The organism is Anaerostipes sp. 992a (genome assembly GCF_001940245.1).
In the GTDB taxonomy this organism is placed as follows: Bacteria; Bacillota; Clostridia; order Lachnospirales; family Lachnospiraceae; genus Fimousia.
Map to the genome: position 1 here is coordinate 1,181,997 of NZ_MJIG01000004.1, position 20,774 is coordinate 1,202,770.

The following is a 20,774-nucleotide window of genomic DNA, read 5'->3' on the forward strand; positions in this document are numbered from 1 at the left end:
GTTACCTCTCTCCATAAGTAAAAGCAAAAGGCGTATGATCATAAATGTCACACGCCTTTGTGAGCTGAACCCTTATTCATAATTCTACAAAAATACTCATAAGTTTTCAAGAGTTTCTTGATTTTTTTTGAAGTTTTTTAATGTTTTCTTAATATTTTTTGATTGATCACAGTGCCATCCTTATAATAAGTTTACACTGAAGTAACGTTCTGCACGGTCTGGCAATACTGTTGCAATCACTTTATCCTTACCATATTTTTTGGCCATTTGTTTTGCTGTCCAGATATTGGCTCCAGAAGATGTTCCACAAAGGATTCCCTGTACTCTGGTCAGTTCTCTGGCAGTTTCAATGGCATCTTCATCGCTTACTTCTACAATATCCGTAATGATAGTCGTATCTAAAATTGCAGGAACGAATCCATCTCCAATTCCCTGTATCTGATGAAGTCCTGGCTGTTGCCCCAAAAGAGCAGATACTCCCTTTGGCTCTGCTGCTACAATCTTGGTATCTGGATTGATTTCCAACAAATATTTTGCAATTCCAGCCATGGTTCCGCCACTTCCCACACCAGAAACAAAAATGTCAATTGGTTTTCCAAGCTGTTTTACCAATTCTGGAGCAGTGGTCTTATAATGAGCATCCGTATTGGCTGGATTTTCAAACTGCTGCGGTACAAAATAATCTTCGGAAGATGCTGCGATTTCCTTTGCCTTTTGTACAGAACCATCAATGCTTAATTCTGCTGGAGTCAGCACAAGCTCTGCTCCCAGCCCTCTGATGATCTTCTTGCGTTCTTCACTCATGTTCTCAGGCATTACAATGATTACCTTATAGCCCATGCGCACACCACAAAATGCCAGTCCGATTCCAGTATTTCCAGAAGTTGGTTCTATAATGGTCATACCCGGTCTTAATTTACCTGCTTTTTGGGCTTCAAGCAACATATTTTTCGCTACACGGTCTTTGATGCTCCCCCCTGGATTTAAAAACTCTGCTTTTGCATAAATCTCGCATCCGGTGCTTGGTTTCAGACTGAGCAGAGGCGTATTCCCAATTAAATCTAAAATATTTTCTGTATACATCCTTTCAAACTCCTTCTTCTATATTATCAGTACCTTTTATTATAACGAATATTTTTATCAATAGAAAGTTATTATTGCAATATTTACAATTTATTTTAGAAATGCTAAAATGAGTTGAATATGTGTAATAAAAATGTATGGAGGTATTATTTTGAAAAAAGTCGCTATTGTAACGGATAGTAACAGCGGAATTACCCAGAGTATGGCAAAGGATTACGGTGTTTTTGTACTTCCTATGCCATTTCATATTAATGGAAAAACCTTTTATGAGGACATCACTCTGTCACAGGATGAATTTTATGAATATTTAAAAGGAGATGCGGATATTTCCACATCTCAACCCTCCCCTGGTGATGTTACTGACCTCTGGGACAAGCTGCTTACATCTTATGATGAAATTATTCATATCCCTATGTCCAGTGGTTTAAGTGGAAGCTGTCAAACAGCGATGATGCTGGCCGAGGATTATGAGAATAAAGTATGGGTTGTCAACAACCAGAGAATTTCTACTACCATGAAATCCTCTGTTCTGGATGCCAAAGCTATGGCAGATAAGGGCCTCTCAGCAGAAGAAATTCATAAGAGGCTGACCGATACGAAATTTGATTCCAGTATCTACATTATGCTGGATACTTTAAAATATTTAAAGAAGGGTGGACGAATCACTCCTGCGGCTGCCGCACTGGCAACCTTATTAAAGATCAAGCCGGTCCTTCAGATTCAAGGCGAGAAACTGGACGCCTTTGCTAAGTGCAGAACCGTGAAAAAGGGCCGTTCTACCATGTTAGATGCCGCAATCAAAGATTCTGCAGAACGTTTCGGTGGAATTGATAATGTCAGACTGAATGTGGTCCATACAGAAAATCCGGATGCAGCCATAGAATTTAGAAAAGAACTGTCTCAGGCCTTTCCAGTGACCGAAGAGGATATTCCAATCGATGTCTTATCCTTAAGTGTGGCTTGTCATATCGGACCAGGATGTCTGGCAGTTACTATCGAAAAGAAGATGGAATATTAAGGTTTTATTATATTTATATACCATAAAAGGCAATTCTAAGCCTTCTACAAGAATGCTTTCGAATTGCCTTTTTCCGTCTTACGCTTCCTGTAAGCCATATGCTTCATGAACAGCATTCATGGCTTTTTCCATATCGTCTTCATTTACCAGTACGGTAACTCTGATCTCAGAAGTAGAAATCATTCGAATATTGATGTCATGCTGATATAAAGCCTGGAACATATTAGCAGCTACTCCTGGATGTGCCAGCATTCCTGCACCTACTACAGATACCTTTGCTACTTTTGTTTCCACATCGATTTCTTTATATTTCGCTCTTGGGAAGTTATTCTTGATTACTTCTACCGTTTCATCTGCAGAATCCTCTGTTACTGTAAAGGAAATATCCTTTGTACCATCTCTACCTACAGACTGTAAGATGATATCCACATTAATATTATTTCTTGCTAATAAATTAAATAATTTAAAAGCAATACCTGGTTCATCATGAAGTCCCATAACTGCGATACGAGCAGCATTTTTATCACCAGCAACACCGCTGACTACCTTTTCTTCCATAGAGGTAGCTTCTTTTACTGTCGTACCTTCTGCAGTATTCAAGCTAGAACGTACAACCAGCTGTACTCCATGTTTTTTGGCAAGTTCCACAGAACGGTTATGAAGAACACCAGCTCCTAAGGTTGCCAGTTCTAACATTTCATTGTATGTGATTTCTTTTAATTTACGTGCATCTTTTACCTTACGTGGGTCTGCTGTGTATACACCTTCTACGTCTGTGTAAATCTCACATGCATCTGCACGAAGTGCTGCTGCCAGAGCAACGGCTGTCGTATCAGAACCTCCACGTCCCAAAGTTGTATAGTTGTTATAATGATCAATTCCCTGGAATCCAGTTACTAAAACAATCTTTCTCTGATCCAATTCATGATGGATACGTTCTGTATCAATTCGTTTTAATCTGGCATTTCCATATTTATTGGTAGAATGCATTGCTACCTGAAATGCATTTAAAGATACGGCAGGTACTCCAAGTGCATCCATAGCCATAGCCATTAAAGCAACAGAAGTCTGTTCTCCTGTGGTAAACAGCATATCCATTTCTCTTTTGGATGGATTTGGATTGATATCCTTTGCTTTTGCGATCAATTCATCTGTCATTTTACCCATAGCGGATAATACAACTACAACATCATGTCCTTTTTTATAATCTTCAATACATCTTCTTGCCACATTAAAGATTCTTTCTTTATCTCCTACTGATGTTCCACCAAATTTTTTAACGATTAACATTAGTTTTGTATCCTCCTAAATTTCTAATAAGTGATTCATTAATTCATATCCATTTTGTACATAGATTCCAGAAGCCTTACCGGCTGCTTCACTGTATTCTGGCTGTCCAGAAGCTTCTTTACGGCTATCGAATAAGAGGTATGGAACCGGATTGGAAGAATGTGTACGAATGGCCAGTGGGGTCGGATGGTCTGGCATAACCAGCATACGGTAATCCTCTCCCATCTTCTGAAGCTCTTCCTGCATTCTTGCAATGACTTTCTGATCCAGATATTCAATCGCTGTAATCTTGTTCTCCATATTCCCCTGATGTCCCATTTCATCTGGTGCCTCTACATGAATATAAACAAAATCACTGCCTTCCTTCAATGCCTGGATCGCTGCCATGACCTTACCTTCATAATTGGTATGAAGACCTCCATTGGCACCTTCCACTTCCATATTGCGCATTCCTGCTCCCACAGCAATTCCTTTTAATAAGTCAACCGCAGATACCATGGCACCCTTTTTGCCTGTCTTTTCATAAAAACCGCCAAGAGAAGGTTTTGTTCCAGCCCCCCAGAACCATAAGGAATTCGCCTTATTAAGTCCCTTTTTCGCTCTCTCTACATTGATTGGATGATCGTTAAGAATTTCATAGCTTTTCTTCATCATATCATAGAGATCCTTTTGCTTTGGAAGATATTGTCCAACGGTCTGTCCTAATACATCATGAGGAGGAACCAGGTCCACTACCTGTCCATGCTTCCAGATGGTCAGATGACGATAGGAGGTTCCTGCATAAAACTGATAGGTCTCATTCTGCATCACCGGCTTAATCGCCTCGATCAGCTGTGCAGCCTCCTCACTGGAGATTTCTCCAGAACTGTGATCCAAAATCTTTTTATCTTCATACTTTTCTTCTTCATCACTTAAGGTTACAATGTTGCATCTTAGGGAAATATCTGTGTCTTCCATCTCTACTCCGATACTCAACGCTTCTAACGGTGAACGCCCAGAATAGCATGCAGAAGGATTATATCCCATTACTGCAAGATTTGCAACATCACTTCCCGGATTCATTCCTTCCGGTACTGTATGCACCAGTCCAATTTCAGATACTGGAGCTATTTTATCCAACGCAGGTGTATGTGCTGCCTGAATTGGAGTTTTTCCATTTAGTGCTTCAATCGGCTCATCTGCCATTCCATCGCCTAAAACTACTACATATTTCATAATCCTATCCTCCCTGGAATTATTTTGCATTCATTCTGATCATGCTGATCACGGTTTCAAATGCTTTAATCTTTTGCTGATACTCTTTTTCCTTCATCAGCGGAGTTACAAATGCAACCTCTCCTTTTACATCTTCCAATGTAACATACGAAACCTTGCCGAATGCCTTCTCTATCTCTTCCCTGGATGTTTCCTCTTTCATTCTTACAAAGAACTGATGCTTAAATTCTCCTGTGCTGGCCAATTCTAATTTATCCTGACTCCACAATATCGGAAGAGTATTACCAAGATTTCTTGCAGCCTCTACTACGTCAGCCGTTACTGCACTGGCCGTAGGAAGCTTGCCTGCTCCTCTACCATAAAACATCAGATCATCTACCATATTTCCATTGACAAAAATAGCATTAAATACATCTTTTACACTATATAGCGGATGGTTCTGTCCAATCATCATCGGGCATACCATCGCATAAACCTTTCCATCAGCCTTACAGCTTGTTCCAAGCAGCTTAATGCTCTTATTCATGGCCTTTGCGTATTTAATATCCTTGTCCGTAATCTTTGTGATTCCTTCGGTATAAATATCTTCAAAATCAACCTGTCTTCCAAATGCCAGCGATGTTAAAATCGCAATCTTGCGGCATGCATCATATCCTTCTACATCTGCTTCCGGATGACGTTCTGCATAGCCTTTTTCCTGTGCATCTTTTAAAACAGAATCAAAATCCAGCCCTTCATCACTCATTTTGCTTAAGATATAATTGGTGGTTCCATTTAAAATTCCAGTGATTTCTGTAATCTCATCTGCAGATAAAGAATGATTTAATGGACGGATAATTGGAATTCCTCCTCCAACACTGGCTTCAAAGAAGAAATTGGCATTATTTTCTGCTGCCAGAGCAAGAAGCTCAGCTCCGTGTTTAGCTACCAGCTCCTTATTGGAGGTACATACACTCTTTCCTCTCTTTAAGCACTGAGAAACCCATGTATAGGATGGCTCTATACCGCCCAACACCTCTACAACGATACTGATTTCCGGATCAGATACGATGGTTTCAAAATTGTGGCAAAGCACCTCATTAACCGGATCATCCGCTGGAAATTCTCTCTTATCCAACACATATTTTACATGCACTTTTTTTCCTGCTTTTTTACTAATCATTTCATTGTTGGTCTTGATTACTTCAAATACCCCGGAACCAACCGTTCCATATCCTAAAATCGCAACATTTATCATCTGTTTCCTCACTCTCTGGCAATAATTTTCACGCTGATTATTCTCTCTAAATGTTCTACTTCATCTAACATCGCCGATACATCCGTAGTAATAGACAGTATATCCACACTTAAGGTCAGTATTCCAATTCCGTTAATTGGAATACTCTGATGAATCGTCAATATATTCGTATGATATTTTGCAAAAATATTTAAAATTGTAGAAATAATACCAGGACAATCCCGAATCTCTATGACACAGGTAATATTTCTCCCTTTCTTATTATCGTGAAATGGAAAAATATCATCCTTATATTTATAATAGGAACTCCTGCTGATTCCTACTTCTGTCGAAGCTTCCTGCACTGTTTTTGTCGGATCTGCATCCAGTATTTTCTGAACTTCTACAACCTTTAACAGCACCTCTGGAACTGCTTTTTGTTTTATGACATAATATTTTGTATCTTCAGACATCCTTTCCTCCTTTGTCTTTGCGGGAAATACACTTGTCCGTCACCAAAAGATATTACCACGTTTCTACAGGATTCGCAAGTTTTTTTTCATATTCTCTTAATCTTCCTGCTTTGTCTGCTTTAAATTCTCCCATTTCAGATACGCATTAATGAAATTATCCAATGCTCCATCTAAAACTGCAGATGGATTTCCGCTTTCCTCATTTGTCCTATGATCCTTCACCATTGTATACGGCTGCAGCACATAAGACCTGATCTGGCTTCCCCATCCATTGTCCATCACTTCACCGCGGATGCCGGATAATTCTTCCTTCTTTTCCTGCTCCTTCAATAAATACAGCTTTGCCTTCAGCATCTGCATAGCCTTTTCCTTATTCTGATGCTGAGAACGCTCATTCTGACATTGTACCACCGTTCCTGTAGGAAGATGGGTAATACGAATGGCAGAATCCGTCTTATTAATATGCTGACCACCAGCACCGCTGGAACGATACGTATCAATCCGAATCTCATCATCCGCAATTTCAATATTAATATCCTGCTTAATATCCGGCATAATATCACAGGACGCAAAGGATGTCTGTCTCTTTCCTGCCGCATTAAATGGAGAAATGCGTACCAGGCGGTGAATGCCTTTTTCTGATTTCAAATATCCATATGCATTCTCACCAGAAATCAACATTGTCACGGATTTGATTCCTGCAACTTCTCCATCCAGATAATCTAAAATCTGTATCCTGAATCCTTTTTTCTCGGCCCATTTATGATACATACGATATAACATACTGACCCAGTCACAGGACTCTGTTCCTCCTGCTCCCGCATTCAGACTCAAAATTGCATCTTCCTTATCATATTCTCCCGAAAGCAGCGTACTAATACGAAGATTTTCAAAATCCTCTTCAAATTTTTCTAACATTTCTTTGACTTCTGGAACCAGCTCCGGATCTTCTTCCTCATAACCCATTTCGATCATGGTCTCGATGTCGTCTTTTTCTTCCTGCAACGTTTCGTAAGATTCTACCACATCTTTTAGTTGTTTTAACTCTTTCATAACAAATTGGGATGATGTAACATCATCCCAAAAATCTGGTGCTTCCATTTGTGCTTCCAGCTGATCGATCCTCTCCTGCTTTAAATCTAGCCCCAGGGATTCTTTAAGCTCACAAAGCGGTTCCTCATATCCGCCAATCTTATACTTAAACTGATCTAATTCTACCACAATATCTGCTGCCACTCAAAATATAGACAAATATACCCATATCGAGATATTGAAAGTTTTCACAAACTTTTCTTACTGCTTCATCCTGTATGCTTTTGCGATTACAAGTAATACGCTACTCACAAGTTCTTGTACAGTCCACAGTCGTAAATTCCCGACTAAAGCCATCGGTACATGCCTACAAACGCTTGTTTTATGCTATTTTGTAGGATATTGCATCTCTTAAATTAAGGCTTGCATTATAATCTCTATCAGCATGATATCCACATTCACAAATATATTCTCTATCAGAAAGTTTTAAATCTCTCTTAACACAACCACATTCATGACATAACTTACTTGATGGATACCATCTATCTACAATTCTTAATTCAATTCCCAGTTCTTTGCATTTTGCTTCAAGTTTTGTTCTAAACTCATAGAATTTCTGTGAAGCAACTGCTTTAGACAGATGCTTATTCTTCATCATTCCTTTTACATTCAAATCTTCAATGGTAATATAAGATGGTTTGGTTTTCACTATCTCATTTACACATTTATTGATATAATCAGCGCGAACATTTTCTATTCTATGATGAAGTTTCTGTACCTTTAAGACTTGTTTTTGAATATTTTGTCTAGTGGCTTCTCCTTTCATTTTATTGTTGCGTTTCTTTAAGTCTTCGTATTTCCTCGATAGACAACGCTGTTCTCTTTTTAATTGTTTCTCTAATTTTCTTATTCTTTCAGTTTTATTGATATTTTTCTTTGTAATACCATTACTAATAACTGCAAAATTTTTAAGTCCCAAATCAATCCCTAATCCAAAATCATTTAATTGTGGTTTATTCTGATCAGGAATCTCTATTAAAACTGATACATAATATCTCCCAGCCTTGCAGGAGACTGTACCACTTTTGATCACATATCCTTGCTTTGTTGTTGGAATGTAACCCTTTTCTTTTAATTTGACACATCCAAGAGTAGGGATATTAATTCTATGTCTTTCACAGAAGCAGTCTTTTGGATTATTTTTCACAAAATACATTTTCACATCTGACTTATTCTTTTTTTTAAATCTGGGAAATCTACTCTGCTTTTTAAAAAATCTAGAAAAAGCAGTGTACGCATTTTCCATGGATTTTTTAACTGACTTAGAACTCACATCTTTTATCCATAAATATTCCGGATGATTGGGTAGAAATTCATTATTAAGCCAAACACTAAAAGATTTTGCCGTCATAAATTTTTCGCCTTTGTCGAGAAGTTCTTTATTATGAGCAAGGTAAAAGTTATAAATAAATCTACAAGTTCCAATTGTTTTATTTATCTTTCGTATCTGCTCCTGCGTTGGATTTATTTCCGTTTTGTAACTCTTTCGCAATTTCCTCATCCTCCTTTATCTAATTTTTATACTTGCGAAATCCATACAATCTACAACTGAACACATGTAATATTGATATAATATCTTCTGTTAGTTGGAGTACGATTTGCTTTGAGAATTCCATCTCTGTCCCAACGTTGAAGAGTTTTTACTGACACTCCAAGTAATTCAGCAAAATCTTTTGGTTTATAATTTGTGATATTTGATGTGTTCATAAATAATTCTCCTTTCTTTATAAACACATTGTATCACATATAAACACATTTATCTGTATTTTTAATTGCTTAACAATTGCTCCTTTATATCTCTATCGCTTGGTTTATTTTCCTCTTCCACAGCAATGCTTATATTTCTTACCACTTCCACAAGGACATGGATCATTTCGTCCAACCTTCGCATTCTTTCTGCGATATGGCCCCTTGGAACTTTCTTCATCCTTATTGGTTCCGGTAATTTCTGGAGTCTCTTCCTTTTCTACTTTCTGTTCCACACGAACATGGAATAATGCATTAGTAGTATCTTCCTGAATGGATTTTGTCATCTGTTCAAACATATCAAATCCGGCAAATCGATATTCAACCAACGGATCTCTGTTACCATACGCATACAAACCAATTCCCTGGCGAAGCTGATCCATATCATCAATATGATCCATCCATTTACGATCAATGATATTCAACAGAATGATGCGTTCGATCTCTCTCATATCCTCTGGGTCAAATTCCTTCTGTTTCTCCTCATAAAGGCTTAATGCCTGTTCTTTTAATCGGTCTGATAAATGAGCCACTCCTGATTTCTTATCTTCTTCTGTCAGTGCAATACCGCCAAATGGAATGATGCGGCATAATTCACGGTTCAGTTCTGTCATATTCCACTCTTCTACCGGAACATCATCGTTACAGGTTGCTGTTACGTAATTTTCCACTGTATCAGTAATCATATTTCGAACAACTTCCTGCATATCTTCTCCATCTAACACTCTGCGACGTTCTGCATAAATAATCTCACGTTGTTCATTGTTAACCTGATCATATTCTAACAGATTACGTCGAATGGAGAAGTTATTATTCTCAATCTTCTTCTGTGCCTTTTCAATGGTATTGGTAATGGTCTTATGCTGAATCTCTTCTCCTTCTGGAATGCCCAGCGCATTATAAATACCAATCATACGCTCAGATCCAAATAAGCGCATCAGATCATCTTCCAATGATAAATAGAACTTGGATTCACCTGGATCTCCCTGACGTCCAGAACGTCCGCGCAGCTGATTATCAATACGTCTGGATTCATGACGTTCTGTACCAATGATCTTCAGTCCGCCAACTTCAGCTACTCCATCCGCAAGCTTAATATCCGTACCACGTCCTGCCATGTTAGTAGCAATAGTAACTGCACCCAGCTCACCGGCATGAGAAATGATTTCCGCTTCCTGTTCATGGAATTTTGCATTCAATACATTATGTGGGATTCCACGTCTCTTAAGCATCAGACTCAGTTCTTCAGATGCCTCAATGGTAATGGTACCAACCAGAACCGGCTGTCCCTTCTCATGGGAGCTTACGATTTCATCCACAACTGCATTCAGCTTCTCTGCTCTTGTCTTATAAATAGAATCTTCATGATCAATTCGGATTACTGGCATATTCGTAGGGATTACAATAACGTCCATACCATAGATTTCTCTAAATTCCTGCTCTTCTGTTAATGCTGTACCCGTCATACCAGCTTTTTTCTTATATTTATTAAAGAAATTCTGGAAAGTAATCGTAGCCAGAGTCTTAGACTCTCTCTTTACCTTCACATGCTCTTTGGCTTCAATGGCCTGATGAAGTCCATCAGAATAACGTCTTCCCGGCATAATACGTCCAGTAAATTCATCTACGATCAATACTTCATCGCCCTTTACCACATAGTCCTTATCTTTGAACATCAGATTATGTGCTCTCAGTGCCAAAATCATATTGTGCTGTAATGCTAAATGTTCTGGATCAGCCAAATTTTCAATATTAAAGAACTTCTCTACTTTCTCCACACCTTGTGCAGTCAGCATCACATGCTTATCCTTTTCATTTACAAGGAAATCTCCATCTTCCTCTACAACTTCGTTCATAATCGCATCAATTTTGGAAATCTCTCCATCAGAGCTGCCTCGTTCCATCTGACGTGCCAGCATGTCACACATCCGATAAAGATCGGTAGACTTTCCACTCTGACCTGAAATAATCAATGGTGTTCTCGCTTCATCGATCAATACAGAGTCCACCTCATCGACGATGGCATAGTTCAATTCTCTCTGTACCAGACGAGATTTATCATTGACCATATTATCTCTTAAATAATCAAATCCCAATTCATTGTTAGTAATATAAGTAATGTCACATCCGTACATCTCCTGACGCTGTTCGGTATCCATATCGTTGGTAACTACTCCAACAGACAATCCCAAGAATGTGTGAATCTGTCCCATCCACTCCGCATCACGCTTTGCCAGATATTCATTGACAGTTACAATATGCACACCTTTTCCTTCCAACGCATTCAAATATGCAGGCAACGTAGATACCAGTGTCTTACCTTCCCCAGTCTTCATCTCGGCAATACGTCCCTGATGAAGGATAATACCACCGATCAACTGTACACGGTAATGTCTCATATTCAACGTTCTCTTGGCTGCTTCACGAACTGTCGCAAATGCTTCTACTAAAATATCATCCAATGTCTCTCCATTGGCCAGTCTTTCTTTAAATTCAACAGTTTTATGTCTTAACTCATCATCTGTGAGTTTTTCCATCTTCGGTTCCAGCTTTTCAATCTGATCTACCTTGCCAGAGATTCTCTTAATCTCTTTTTCACTATGGCTTCCAAATACCTTATCGAATAAACCCATATATTTCACTCCTAAATAAAAAATTCTATTTTTCATTCTAACATCTCTCAAAATTGCCGTCAATGCGCGGAATGTAAAACAATTATAAACTTTTTCCCACTGAGCCATGCAACTCAGAAAATAAATGGTTCAATCATGTGCTTGCAGATGATTGAGCCTGTTTTTTTCTGTGGTATAGGGCGAAGCCCTAAAGCGAGAAGGTGTTTTACACCTTCGAGATTACATGGCTCACTTCTCTTGGATCATAGGGCGAAGCCCTAAAGCGAGAAGGCGTTCTGCGCCTTCGAAATTGCATGGCTCTTTTTGCTATAACAAAAAGAGCCAGCCTCGTGTATCAGCACGAAACTGGCTTCCTCTTTTCTATGATCTGACTTCTTAAAATTCTGGTTCAATCAAACCAAATGTACCATCTTTTCTTTTGTATACTACATTTACTTCAAATGTATCTGCATTGCGGAATACGAAGAAGGTATGGCCGATCAATTCCATCTGTACACATGCTTCTTCTACATCCATAGGCTTAATCGCAAACTTCTTGCTACGAACAATTTTGATCTCTTCATCTTGAGCATCGTCATCTACTTCAAAGAATTCTTTTTTAAATTCTGTTCCAGATAATTTCTGATTCATTAATTTTGTCTTATATCTGCGAATCTGACGTTCGATAATATCAACAACTAAATCAATGGATACATACATATCTGTACTATCTTGCTCAGCTCTGACAACCTGCCCTTTCATTGGAATTGTTACTTCAATTTTCTGTCTATTTCTCTCAACACTCAAAGTAACAAAAATCTCTGCATCTTCAGAAAAATATTTGTCCAGTTTACTCAATTTATGCTCTATAGCTGAGCGAATTCCTTCTGTTACCTCGATGTTTTTTCCACTAATAATAAAACGCATATCAACCAGCTCCTTTGTCTTAAGATAGATTTATTATACCATATCCAGTTGATTTTTCCAATGATTAACCATCCATGAATATTTTTCTTTAAACTTTTTTCACATTTTATTATTTTCAATCAATTTTATATTTTTTTTAATATTAAGAAAATATAAATTCTTTGTTAAAAACTGTTTTTTATTACATTTACACAAAACATATGTTTCTTTTCTCCCAAAAAGATATCCACGAAATTCGTGCCTTTTTTTGTGGATAATGTGGATAACTTTGTGTATAACCCATTTTTCCCTTAAAAAAGCCATTTTTCTATTTATACAAACGTGGATAACAAGTGTGCAATATCTGAATACTTTACCTTCATGCCTTAATCTTAGAGATTTTTACTAAATTCCTATTTTTTCTTATATTTTTGAATTTTCAGACTATTCCATTTCATTTTTCTACAATTTCGACGAATCCACTATTGAATTCCCGCCCCGCTTTCCGTTATAGTAATACGTAACGCATATGAAATTATAAACGAATCGGAGGAGACCTATATGGAAAATAATATGACCCAGGGTTCTACCGCAAAGCATCTTCTGTTCTTTGCAGTCCCTGTTTTTTTAGGAAGTTTATTTCAACAATTTTATACTATGGTAGATACCATGATCGTCGGACGTTTTGTCAGCGTAAAGGCCCTTGCTGCTGTTGGAGCCACCAATTCCATTACCTTTTTGACCATCGGCTTTATCATCGGAATTACAACCGGATTTGGTATCCAGATTGCCCAATCCTATGGAGCTCAAAATATTCCCCAGTTAAAAAGAGCCATTGGCTCCAGCTTTATCCTCGGAGGTATCTTTTTGATCCTTATGACCATCGGTGTCACCGCAGGACTGAAATCGATTCTGAACCTTTTGCACACCCCTGCAAATATTTATACGGATTCCTACCGTTATATACTGATCTATACTCTCGGACTGATAGGCCCGATGGTATATAACTTGATTGCGTCCATTTTACGTGCTTTGGGAGATTCCAAGACTCCTTTGTATTTTTTAGTTTTTTCTTCTATATTAAATATTATTTTAGACTTAACCTTTATATTAAAATTCCACTGGGGTGTAGCAGGCGCATCCTTTGCCACAGTCTTATCCCAGCTGGTATCTGGCATTATGTGTTTTCTCTATGCCACCAAACACTATGAGCTATTAAAATTAACCAAAGAATACTTTATTCCCGACTTTTCTCTTTGGAAACGAATGATGAGCATGGGAATTCCTATGGCACTGCAATATTGTGTCACTGCCTTAGGTGCCATGGTTCTCCAGACAAAAACAAATGCATTTGGCTATATTGCCGTAGCTGCATTTACCGCTGCCAACAAACTGGAATCCCTGTCTGTACAGCCTTTCATTGCTCTGGGTAGCGCGGTTGCCACATACACTGGACAAAATCTAGGTGCAGGCAGATTCGACCGCATCCGCACGGGAGCAAAGGTAGGCTTTCTATACACTTTGGTCATCAGCCTGGCATTAGGAATCTTCATCCATCTTACCGGAAGCTCTATTGTACAGCTCTTCTTATCCACAGATACTCCAGAAGTAATTCCTCAGATTTTGGAATATGCCCATATGTATCTGCTACTGATGATTTTATGCTATGTTCCTCTCGGAATGATCTTTTTATATCGAAATGCCATGCAGGGAATGGGAAATGGCTTTATCCCTTTCTTAGGTGGAATTCTCGAATTGATCTGCCGCTCCATCGCAGCTCTCTTTCTGACCGGTCCGTTTGGCTTCTGGGGAATTGCAGCAGCAGGTCCTCTGGCATGGATCGGAGCAGGAATTCCGCTTTGTATTATTTATCATATTGATATCAAGCACAGAGAGCAGAAATCCCTAGTAGAAAAATAGAACAAAGCGCCATACGGATTTCCCGTATGGCGACTTTCTTATACGATTTATTCACTTTCTTTTTTCTTGATCAACAAATCTATCGCTTCCTGTTCGTTATATCCCAATTCCTTCATATCTTCTAAATATCTCAAAATCACCCCTGCTGCTATCTCCGTACGACATCGCTCAATCCTTTGAGGATCATCTGTAACACACCTGCCCGTAGTACGATTGGTTACAATCAGCCCTTCCTGGTCCAGGGCTGCAAGAGCTCTCTGCATGGTATTCGGATTCACTTCCGCTTCCTTAGCCAGATCACGAACACTGGGAAGTTTATCACCACATTGATATTCTCCCGACACAATCTGCTTCCCCAGCTGTTCTTTTAGCTGTATCCAGATTGGGCGGTCGTCACTAATCTTCCATTCCATCTCATATCCCTTCTTTATTCTAAATTCAATTTTTTTGTTAAAATAACCTCTGTAACAATATGATAAACCAAAATCTCACATACAGTAATCAGCAACAAAATCATCCCTTCGACCGGATATTCCATAGAAAAATAATCGATCCATGATGTGGCAAACCCCATCACCATAGACAATCCTATATATGCCACAAATGCACATGGCAATGCATATCGGTTACTTAGATGGCCAATCGCCATGGCTGCATATGCATGGTAAATAGTTGCCAGCAACTCTAATATGGATAGTGCAATTCCATACGCTCCCCATTGGACCATTACAGAGATCTCGGGCTCAAACTCCTGCATCATTCTATTCACCATCTCATTCCAGTCTGATCCAACCGCACCCCTGACAATCATATAAGCCACAAGCAAATATACCACCATGCTGCCTATGCTGATCATCAATGCACTGACTGCCTTGGATATAATTAACATTCTTTCAGAAACTGGCAATGTAAACATCAGATATCCCTCTTCCTTCAATAGCCCATGCCAGAATCTCTGTATTACGAAAATAACATTCATAACAAATATTGCAGTAAACAAAGCAAACAGTATAACGATAAAAATATTAAAAACATCTGGTCGTTTTATAAATATCTGTATTGAGAATACTCCTCCGAGTATCAATACAGATATCCACAACGGTATCATGGTCTTAGCCATGGACTTTAAATCATACTTTATCAACTTTCCAAACATCTTATTGCCCTCCCCCATAAACATCTGCCTTAAACATCTCACGGAACAGGCTGTCAATGGATTTTCCCTTTTCTTCTCTCAGATTATCCACCTGTTCATGTACCAAAATCTTACCTTTTTGAATAAAAATAACTTCATCCAGAATCTTTTCAATATCCGCAATTAAATGGGTTGAAATGACAACCGTGCCATTTTCATTATAATTATTCAAAATCGTATCCAGAATAAAATCTCTCGCTGCTGGATCAACTCCCGCAATCGGCTCATCCAATAAATATAATTCTGCTTTCCGACTCATTACCAGAATCAACTGTACCTTCTCTTTATTTCCTTTTGACAGCTTCTTCATCTTGTCATTCATGGAAATTCCCAATGTCTGACACATCTCCTCCGCTTTTCTCCTGTCAAAATCCTGATAAAAATCTTCAAAAAACTCCATCAGGTCCTTTACCTTCATCCAATCTGCAAAATACATCTTATCTGGCAGATAACTGACCTTCGCCTTACTATCAATTCCTGGCTTATTGCCACAGATCAGGACTTCTCCCTGCGTTGGCTGGAGCAATCCATTCAACACCTTGATCAGTGTTGTCTTGCCAGATCCATTAGGTCCCAGCAAACCAATAATCTTCCCACTTCCAATGGTCACTGATACATCTGTCAACGCTTCCTTACTTCCATACTTCTTCTGTAAATGACTGCATTTCACTAATTCTGCCATACCCTTTTCCTTTCTTTATGTAAAACAACAATTAAGTATTATTGTATTAATCACTTAATACAATAATATAATAATACAATTGCAGACATTTGTCAATGGATGAAAAACAAAAAACCCAGGACCAAACGTCCTGGGTTGATTCTTCAAACTTATGTAATTTACTTAATAATTCTTCTTACGCAACGCACCTTACGATATCCTGCATTGTTAGAAATCTTAATTCCTGTCTTTTCGTTACTTGCATGTACGATCTTATTGTTACCAATATAGATTGCTACATGTCCGTAATAACAGATCAAGTCTCCTGGTTTCTTATTAGACCAGCTTACTTTTGTTCCTTTGCTCGCCTGACCAGAAGAAGAATGAGGCAGGCTATATCCAAAATGTTTATACACTGACATTGTAAATCCAGAACAATCTGTTCCTTTTGTTAAACTACTTCCTCCATATACATATGGATTACCAACAAAACGCTTTGCATAGTTTGCAACATCTGTACCAGTTACTGGTTTTTTCTTTGTTGTATACTTCTTTGCCACATATGCGTATTCACCGTTATATTTAATCTTATACCAGTAATTATCTACCAGTGTATAACAGGTTAATTTCTTACCTTTACTGAACTTTGTCAAGGTAGTGGAATTCTTATCCGCTTTTGCCTTTACTTTTACGCTTGCTGTTGTGTATCTTGTATATGCTGCAGATGCTTCCTTTTCATTAGAAAATACCAACACACCTGCTGTCATTAAAAAACATAATATAAATGATAATATTCTTACTGCTAATTTACGATTCATTGTCTACTCCTAACCAATACTCTTCCTAATCTTTTGTGTTCCCTTTTTTAACTGTAATAATAATACCACACTTTGCAACACTTGTAAATAGTTTTTTCACATATTGTAATATTTCTGTAATAGTTTCTTGACATAAATATCGATTTTTCATAATAATTAAGTCATATTTATACGAATTAGAGCAATATAAATAAAAAAAGCGCATATTTTGCGCTTTTTTCAACTTATTATTATTGTAATAATTACTTCACAATTCTTCTCACACATGCTACTTCACGGTAGTTTGCAGGAGAAGTTGTCTTAATTCCTGTTTTTTTACTGCTAGCATGAATCACCTTATTATTACCCATATAGATAGCTACATGTCCATAATAACAGATCAAATCTCCGGCCTTTTTATTAGACCAGCTTACCTTCGTACCAGCACTTCTCTGGGCACTTGAAGATCTCGGAATCTTATATCCAAAATGCTTGTAAATGGATTGTGTAAATCCAGAACAATCTGCTCCTTTTGTCAAGCTGGTTCCTCCATATACATACGGATTTCCCAAAAACTTCTTCGCATAATTTACAACCTGCTGCCCTTTTGATACGGTTACTTTCGTCTTAGATAAATACTTTGTTGTTACAAAACGATAATATCCGCTCTTCTTCACTACTGTCCAGCTTCCACTTGTGCCATAACAGGTAATCTTCGTTCCCTGTGAATAAGAACCTACAGATGTAGATCCAGAAGAAGGGGTCTTTCTGATATTCACACGACTCTTTACATATCTGGTATAAGAATCTGTATAGTTTACTTTTGGTTTTGTCTTAGACAAATATTTTGTCTTAACATATCCCTTCTTCCCTTCGAAAGAAACCTTAGTCCAAGAGCCAGAAGTCTCTGTACATGTAACTGCGTCCTTCCAAGAATACTTCCCAAGAATAGAAGAAGAAGCGGATGCGCTTTTCCTAATATTAAGAAAATCTACAGTTACATATCTTATGTAGGAAGCAGATACTTCCTGTTCCTGTGCAGTAAATACAACCCCAACCATCATCATGAAACATAATACAAATGATAATATTCTTATGGGTATCTTTCTAATTACTAATCTTTGTTCCATATTTTTCCCACCTTTATCGTATTATTGTTTTTTATTCTTTGCTCTTTGAACTGTCCTTATAGTAACACATCAGAAACTATTTGTAAATAGTTTTTTCTTATTTTTGTAATATTTTTGTAATATTTAAAATTTCTTTATTAATTTAGACATTCTTAATATAGAAAATGCGGGTTTCTTTGACTATGGGATAGTGAGTGAGAACGAAATCATTCCAATCAGCAATCAAGCTACGGAGCTTCCAAATCTGATACATGTTTTCTTGTTTTACACCAGGGCAGACGAAAATCTTATCTCTCGTCCAGGGACAAATGGCTATGTAAGCAAGCTTCCAGCCATTTGTCCTTATGGACGACCAAAAGCACTGCTTTTGGTAAAGATTTTCTGCCTGAGAAAACATGTAAGCTCCTCCGCAGATTGCTTTACCGGAATGGTTTCGTTCTTTGTAGTGTATTGATTTCTCCCATATTCGTGTGGAGAAACGGAGTGTGGCAAAGAAGAAGGCTTTTTCATAGACCATATCCCCGTTTTCCCAACCTATATAGATGCAAGAAAATACAATCGAGTAGGAGGAATTTCTCTTGATTGAGAAATTCCGACCTCTCACACCACCGTGCGTACCGTTCGGTACACGGCGGTTCAATCAACTTAACAAGTAACACACCTTTCGGTGTAGTAATCTAACATTGAGACTAATCCGAATGAGGTTAGTCTCTTATTGCTTATAGCTTGGCATACATCTGAACCTCGACATACTCTTGCGAACCCTTTAGCGTAGGATGTTCGCTTTGCTGCCCATTGGGGCACGCCTAGTTTCATTAAATTCTTTGCCCTGTTTTGTGGTGTTTTCCATTGTTTCCATATACACATACGAAGTCTGAATCGGATATGTTTATCCATTTCTCTGCACAGATGTTTCATACTCCCTATCTTGAAGTAGTTAACCCATCCTCTGATAAGTTGATTGAGTTTCTCCACTTTGTAGCTGTTGCTTACACCCCAGCTACGACAGGTGAGTTCCTTCATCCTCTTCTTGAATTTCTCAACTGATTTTGCATGTGGCTTCGCCTTGTATTGGTGTGCTCTTGAATCAAAATAGAATCCAAATCCAAGGTATTTGAGTCCTTGCGGTTTATCCACTTTACTCTTTGTCATGTTGACCTTAAGCCCTAGTTTCTCCTCAATGAATCGAGAGATATTTCTCATTACTCGATTTGCAGACATTTCACTCCCAACCATAATGATACAGTCATCCGCATATCTCGCGAAATTGAGCCCTCGCTTTTCCATTTCTTTGTCAAGTTCATTGAGCATGATATTCGCTAATAGCGGAGAAAGATTTCCTCCTTGCGGTGTTCCTATTACAGAGTTTTCATACTCATCATCAATCATAATTCCACTGACAAGATACTTTCTCACAATGGAGATGACATCTCCATCCTTGATTGTTCTTCCAATTAAGGTCATCAGCTTGTCATGATTTACTGTGTCAAAGAACTTTTCCAAGTCAATGTCTACAATCCAATCATTACCATCATTCATCATATCAAGTGCTGTTAGGATTGCTTGTTGTGCACACCTATTCGGTCTGAATCCATAACTGTGGTCATGGAATTGTTCCTCATAGATTGGTGTTAGTACCTGTGCAATGGCTTGTTGTACAAATCTGTCTGTTACCGTTGGTACTCCTAGGTTTCTGACACCACCATCAGGCTTTGGTATCTCCACTCTTCGTACTGGTTGAGGTTTGTATTTTCTTGTCCTCAACTGTTCCTTGATGATTTCGCCGTTCTTTGCAAGATGTTCCTTGAGTTCTGTGTACTTCATTCCGTCCACTCCCTCTGCACCTTTGTTTCGTACGACTTGCAGATATGCTCTGTTGAGATTATCACTAGATAATATCTGCTCCATTAGATTACTTGTGTCCATGCGTTCTTTCCTTTCCGTCTCGCTTGATTTGACCATCTTTTACCCGATTGGTTACGGCAGATGTTGTCATTTCTGCAATACGAGACATACTCAAACTGATTGATTGTTCGCCCCTTCACTCCATCCCCATTACAGAGACTTCTTCACTACTATGGGCTCGGCTGATTTCTCACAGTTCGTTGTTACTAGGCTGATGATACCTCTGTGAGACCTCCACGCTTAAGGTGCACGCTCTTTCCTCTCATCTATCCGCCACATTTACTCGTACTTCCAGCAACTTTTGGACTTCATCTCCTTTTGCAGACTTATCCGTATTTCCGAGCCTTATATGTGATTTCTGTCCGTCGGACCAAGAGTTTGCTTACAGCTTCCTTCAGATTCCACCTCACGATGGACACCCTTGCTGTTCGGCTATACACTTCCTCGTTGCCTAGGCGTGTTCGGGACTTTCACCCGTTAGAGCGCGCCCATGGCGCGCAAACAAAAAGAACGGA

Annotated in this window: 18 protein-coding genes and 1 pseudogene; 3 read left to right on the plus strand and 16 right to left on the minus strand. The window is 38.5% G+C overall.

What is annotated here, in order from left to right; all coding sequences use genetic code 11:
- Positions 1–180: 180 nt before the first annotated feature.
- Complete coding sequence (gene cysK / locus BHF69_RS09920) at positions 181–1,083, minus strand: cysteine synthase A (protein ID WP_075671120.1); 903 nt, start codon at positions 1,081–1,083, stop codon at positions 181–183.
- Positions 1,084–1,234: 151 nt separating this feature from the next.
- Here cysK and BHF69_RS09925 point away from each other — a divergent pair, with 151 nt between their 5' ends.
- Positions 1,235–2,101, plus strand: a complete 867-nt coding sequence (locus BHF69_RS09925; RefSeq protein ID WP_075671122.1) for a DegV family protein — start codon at positions 1,235–1,237, stop codon at positions 2,099–2,101.
- Positions 2,102–2,179: 78 nt separating this feature from the next.
- Here the strand turns inward: BHF69_RS09925 and BHF69_RS09930 are convergent, their stop codons facing one another.
- The 9 genes and pseudogenes from BHF69_RS09930 to hpf all read right to left on the minus strand — a co-directional run bounded on the left by BHF69_RS09930 (position 2,180) and on the right by hpf (position 12,672).
- Positions 2,180–3,391 carry an aspartate kinase gene (locus BHF69_RS09930; protein WP_075671124.1) on the minus strand — a complete coding sequence of 404 codons (1,212 nt, stop codon included), beginning with the start codon at positions 3,389–3,391 and terminating at the stop codon, positions 2,180–2,182.
- Positions 3,392–3,406: 15 nt separating this feature from the next.
- The gene (locus BHF69_RS09935) at positions 3,407–4,606 is read right to left on the minus strand and encodes a cofactor-independent phosphoglycerate mutase (protein WP_075671126.1); all 1,200 of its coding nucleotides are present in this window, start codon (positions 4,604–4,606) and stop codon (positions 3,407–3,409) included.
- A gap of 19 nt (positions 4,607–4,625) precedes the next feature.
- On the minus strand, positions 4,626–5,843 hold the full coding sequence (locus BHF69_RS09940; RefSeq protein WP_075671128.1) for a homoserine dehydrogenase: 1,218 nt from the start codon (positions 5,841–5,843) through the stop codon (positions 4,626–4,628).
- 8 nt (positions 5,844–5,851) lie between these two features.
- A complete protein-coding gene (locus BHF69_RS09945; protein ID WP_075671130.1) occupies positions 5,852–6,295 on the minus strand; it encodes an ACT domain-containing protein in 444 nt (147 codons plus the stop codon).
- Positions 6,296–6,391: 96 nt separating this feature from the next.
- Positions 6,392–7,516: a peptide chain release factor 2 gene (prfB, locus tag BHF69_RS09950; protein WP_075671132.1), complete on the minus strand. Its 1,125-nt coding sequence runs from the start codon at positions 7,514–7,516 to the stop codon at positions 6,392–6,394.
- Between the two features lie 193 nt (positions 7,517–7,709).
- Complete coding sequence (locus BHF69_RS09955; protein WP_075671134.1) at positions 7,710–8,888, minus strand: RNA-guided endonuclease InsQ/TnpB family protein; 1,179 nt, start codon at positions 8,886–8,888, stop codon at positions 7,710–7,712.
- A 68-nt stretch (positions 8,889–8,956) separates the two neighbouring features.
- Positions 8,957–9,079: pseudogene (locus BHF69_RS09960) on the minus strand (MerR family DNA-binding transcriptional regulator); the annotation flags it as partial.
- Positions 9,080–9,198: 119 nt separating this feature from the next.
- Complete coding sequence (secA, locus tag BHF69_RS09965) at positions 9,199–11,766, minus strand: preprotein translocase subunit SecA (protein ID WP_075671135.1); 2,568 nt, start codon at positions 11,764–11,766, stop codon at positions 9,199–9,201.
- A gap of 375 nt (positions 11,767–12,141) precedes the next feature.
- The gene (hpf, locus tag BHF69_RS09970) at positions 12,142–12,672 is read right to left on the minus strand and encodes a ribosome hibernation-promoting factor, HPF/YfiA family (RefSeq protein ID WP_075671137.1); all 531 of its coding nucleotides are present in this window, start codon (positions 12,670–12,672) and stop codon (positions 12,142–12,144) included.
- 540 nt (positions 12,673–13,212) lie between these two features.
- On the opposite strand from hpf, the gene BHF69_RS09975 reads away from it, so the two are divergent.
- On the plus strand, positions 13,213–14,571 hold the full coding sequence (locus BHF69_RS09975) for an MATE family efflux transporter (protein ID WP_075671139.1): 1,359 nt from the start codon (positions 13,213–13,215) through the stop codon (positions 14,569–14,571).
- Positions 14,572–14,618: 47 nt separating this feature from the next.
- Here the strand turns inward: BHF69_RS09975 and BHF69_RS09980 are convergent, their stop codons facing one another.
- The 5 genes from BHF69_RS09980 to BHF69_RS10000 all read right to left on the minus strand — a co-directional run bounded on the left by BHF69_RS09980 (position 14,619) and on the right by BHF69_RS10000 (position 18,354).
- Positions 14,619–14,984 (minus strand): GntR family transcriptional regulator, encoded by a 366-nt coding sequence (locus BHF69_RS09980; RefSeq protein WP_075671141.1) that lies wholly within the window; start codon positions 14,982–14,984, stop codon positions 14,619–14,621.
- Between the two features lie 14 nt (positions 14,985–14,998).
- Positions 14,999–15,727 (minus strand): hypothetical protein, encoded by a 729-nt coding sequence (locus BHF69_RS09985; RefSeq protein WP_075671143.1) that lies wholly within the window; start codon positions 15,725–15,727, stop codon positions 14,999–15,001.
- A 1-nt stretch (position 15,728) separates the two neighbouring features.
- The gene (locus BHF69_RS09990; RefSeq protein ID WP_075671145.1) at positions 15,729–16,448 is read right to left on the minus strand and encodes an ABC transporter ATP-binding protein; all 720 of its coding nucleotides are present in this window, start codon (positions 16,446–16,448) and stop codon (positions 15,729–15,731) included.
- A gap of 158 nt (positions 16,449–16,606) precedes the next feature.
- Positions 16,607–17,245 carry a C40 family peptidase gene (locus BHF69_RS09995; protein ID WP_075671147.1) on the minus strand — a complete coding sequence of 213 codons (639 nt, stop codon included), beginning with the start codon at positions 17,243–17,245 and terminating at the stop codon, positions 16,607–16,609.
- Positions 17,246–17,487: 242 nt separating this feature from the next.
- Positions 17,488–18,354: a C40 family peptidase gene (locus BHF69_RS10000; RefSeq protein WP_075671149.1), complete on the minus strand. Its 867-nt coding sequence runs from the start codon at positions 18,352–18,354 to the stop codon at positions 17,488–17,490.
- Positions 18,355–18,544: 190 nt separating this feature from the next.
- Between BHF69_RS10000 and BHF69_RS14015 the strand changes: the two genes are divergently transcribed.
- On the plus strand, positions 18,545–18,808 hold the full coding sequence (locus BHF69_RS14015; RefSeq protein ID WP_143249526.1) for a hypothetical protein: 264 nt from the start codon (positions 18,545–18,547) through the stop codon (positions 18,806–18,808).
- Positions 18,809–18,999: 191 nt separating this feature from the next.
- Here the strand turns inward: BHF69_RS14015 and ltrA are convergent, their stop codons facing one another.
- Positions 19,000–20,280, minus strand: coding sequence for a group II intron reverse transcriptase/maturase (gene ltrA, locus BHF69_RS10010; protein WP_158022576.1), 1,281 nt, complete (start codon positions 20,278–20,280; stop codon positions 19,000–19,002).
- Positions 20,281–20,774 lie beyond the last annotated feature (494 nt).

What these genes read in the sequence shown, in the direction of transcription:
- cysK (WP_075671120.1), bottom strand. Translation starts at nt 1,083, where the DNA reads ATGTATACAGAAAATATTTTAGATTTAATTGGGAATACGCCTCTGCTC.
- BHF69_RS09930 (WP_075671124.1), bottom strand. Translation starts at nt 3,391, where the DNA reads ATGTTAATCGTTAAAAAATTTGGTGGAACATCAGTAGGAGATAAAGAA.
- BHF69_RS09935 (WP_075671126.1), bottom strand. Translation starts at nt 4,606, where the DNA reads ATGAAATATGTAGTAGTTTTAGGCGATGGAATGGCAGATGAGCCGATT.
- BHF69_RS09940 (WP_075671128.1), bottom strand. Translation starts at nt 5,843, where the DNA reads ATGATAAATGTTGCGATTTTAGGATATGGAACGGTTGGTTCCGGGGTA.
- BHF69_RS09945 (WP_075671130.1), bottom strand. Translation starts at nt 6,295, where the DNA reads ATGTCTGAAGATACAAAATATTATGTCATAAAACAAAAAGCAGTTCCA.
- BHF69_RS09955 (WP_075671134.1), bottom strand. Translation starts at nt 8,888, where the DNA reads ATGAGGAAATTGCGAAAGAGTTACAAAACGGAAATAAATCCAACGCAG.
- secA (WP_075671135.1), bottom strand. Translation starts at nt 11,766, where the DNA reads ATGGGTTTATTCGATAAGGTATTTGGAAGCCATAGTGAAAAAGAGATT.
- hpf (WP_075671137.1), bottom strand. Translation starts at nt 12,672, where the DNA reads ATGCGTTTTATTATTAGTGGAAAAAACATCGAGGTAACAGAAGGAATT.
- BHF69_RS09975 (WP_075671139.1), top strand. Translation starts at nt 13,213, where the DNA reads ATGGAAAATAATATGACCCAGGGTTCTACCGCAAAGCATCTTCTGTTC.
- BHF69_RS09980 (WP_075671141.1), bottom strand. Translation starts at nt 14,984, where the DNA reads ATGGAATGGAAGATTAGTGACGACCGCCCAATCTGGATACAGCTAAAA.
- BHF69_RS09985 (WP_075671143.1), bottom strand. Translation starts at nt 15,727, where the DNA reads ATGTTTGGAAAGTTGATAAAGTATGATTTAAAGTCCATGGCTAAGACC.
- BHF69_RS09990 (WP_075671145.1), bottom strand. Translation starts at nt 16,448, where the DNA reads ATGGCAGAATTAGTGAAATGCAGTCATTTACAGAAGAAGTATGGAAGT.
- BHF69_RS09995 (WP_075671147.1), bottom strand. Translation starts at nt 17,245, where the DNA reads ATGAATCGTAAATTAGCAGTAAGAATATTATCATTTATATTATGTTTT.
- BHF69_RS10000 (WP_075671149.1), bottom strand. Translation starts at nt 18,354, where the DNA reads ATGGAACAAAGATTAGTAATTAGAAAGATACCCATAAGAATATTATCA.
- ltrA (WP_158022576.1), bottom strand. Translation starts at nt 20,280, where the DNA reads ATGGACACAAGTAATCTAATGGAGCAGATATTATCTAGTGATAATCTC.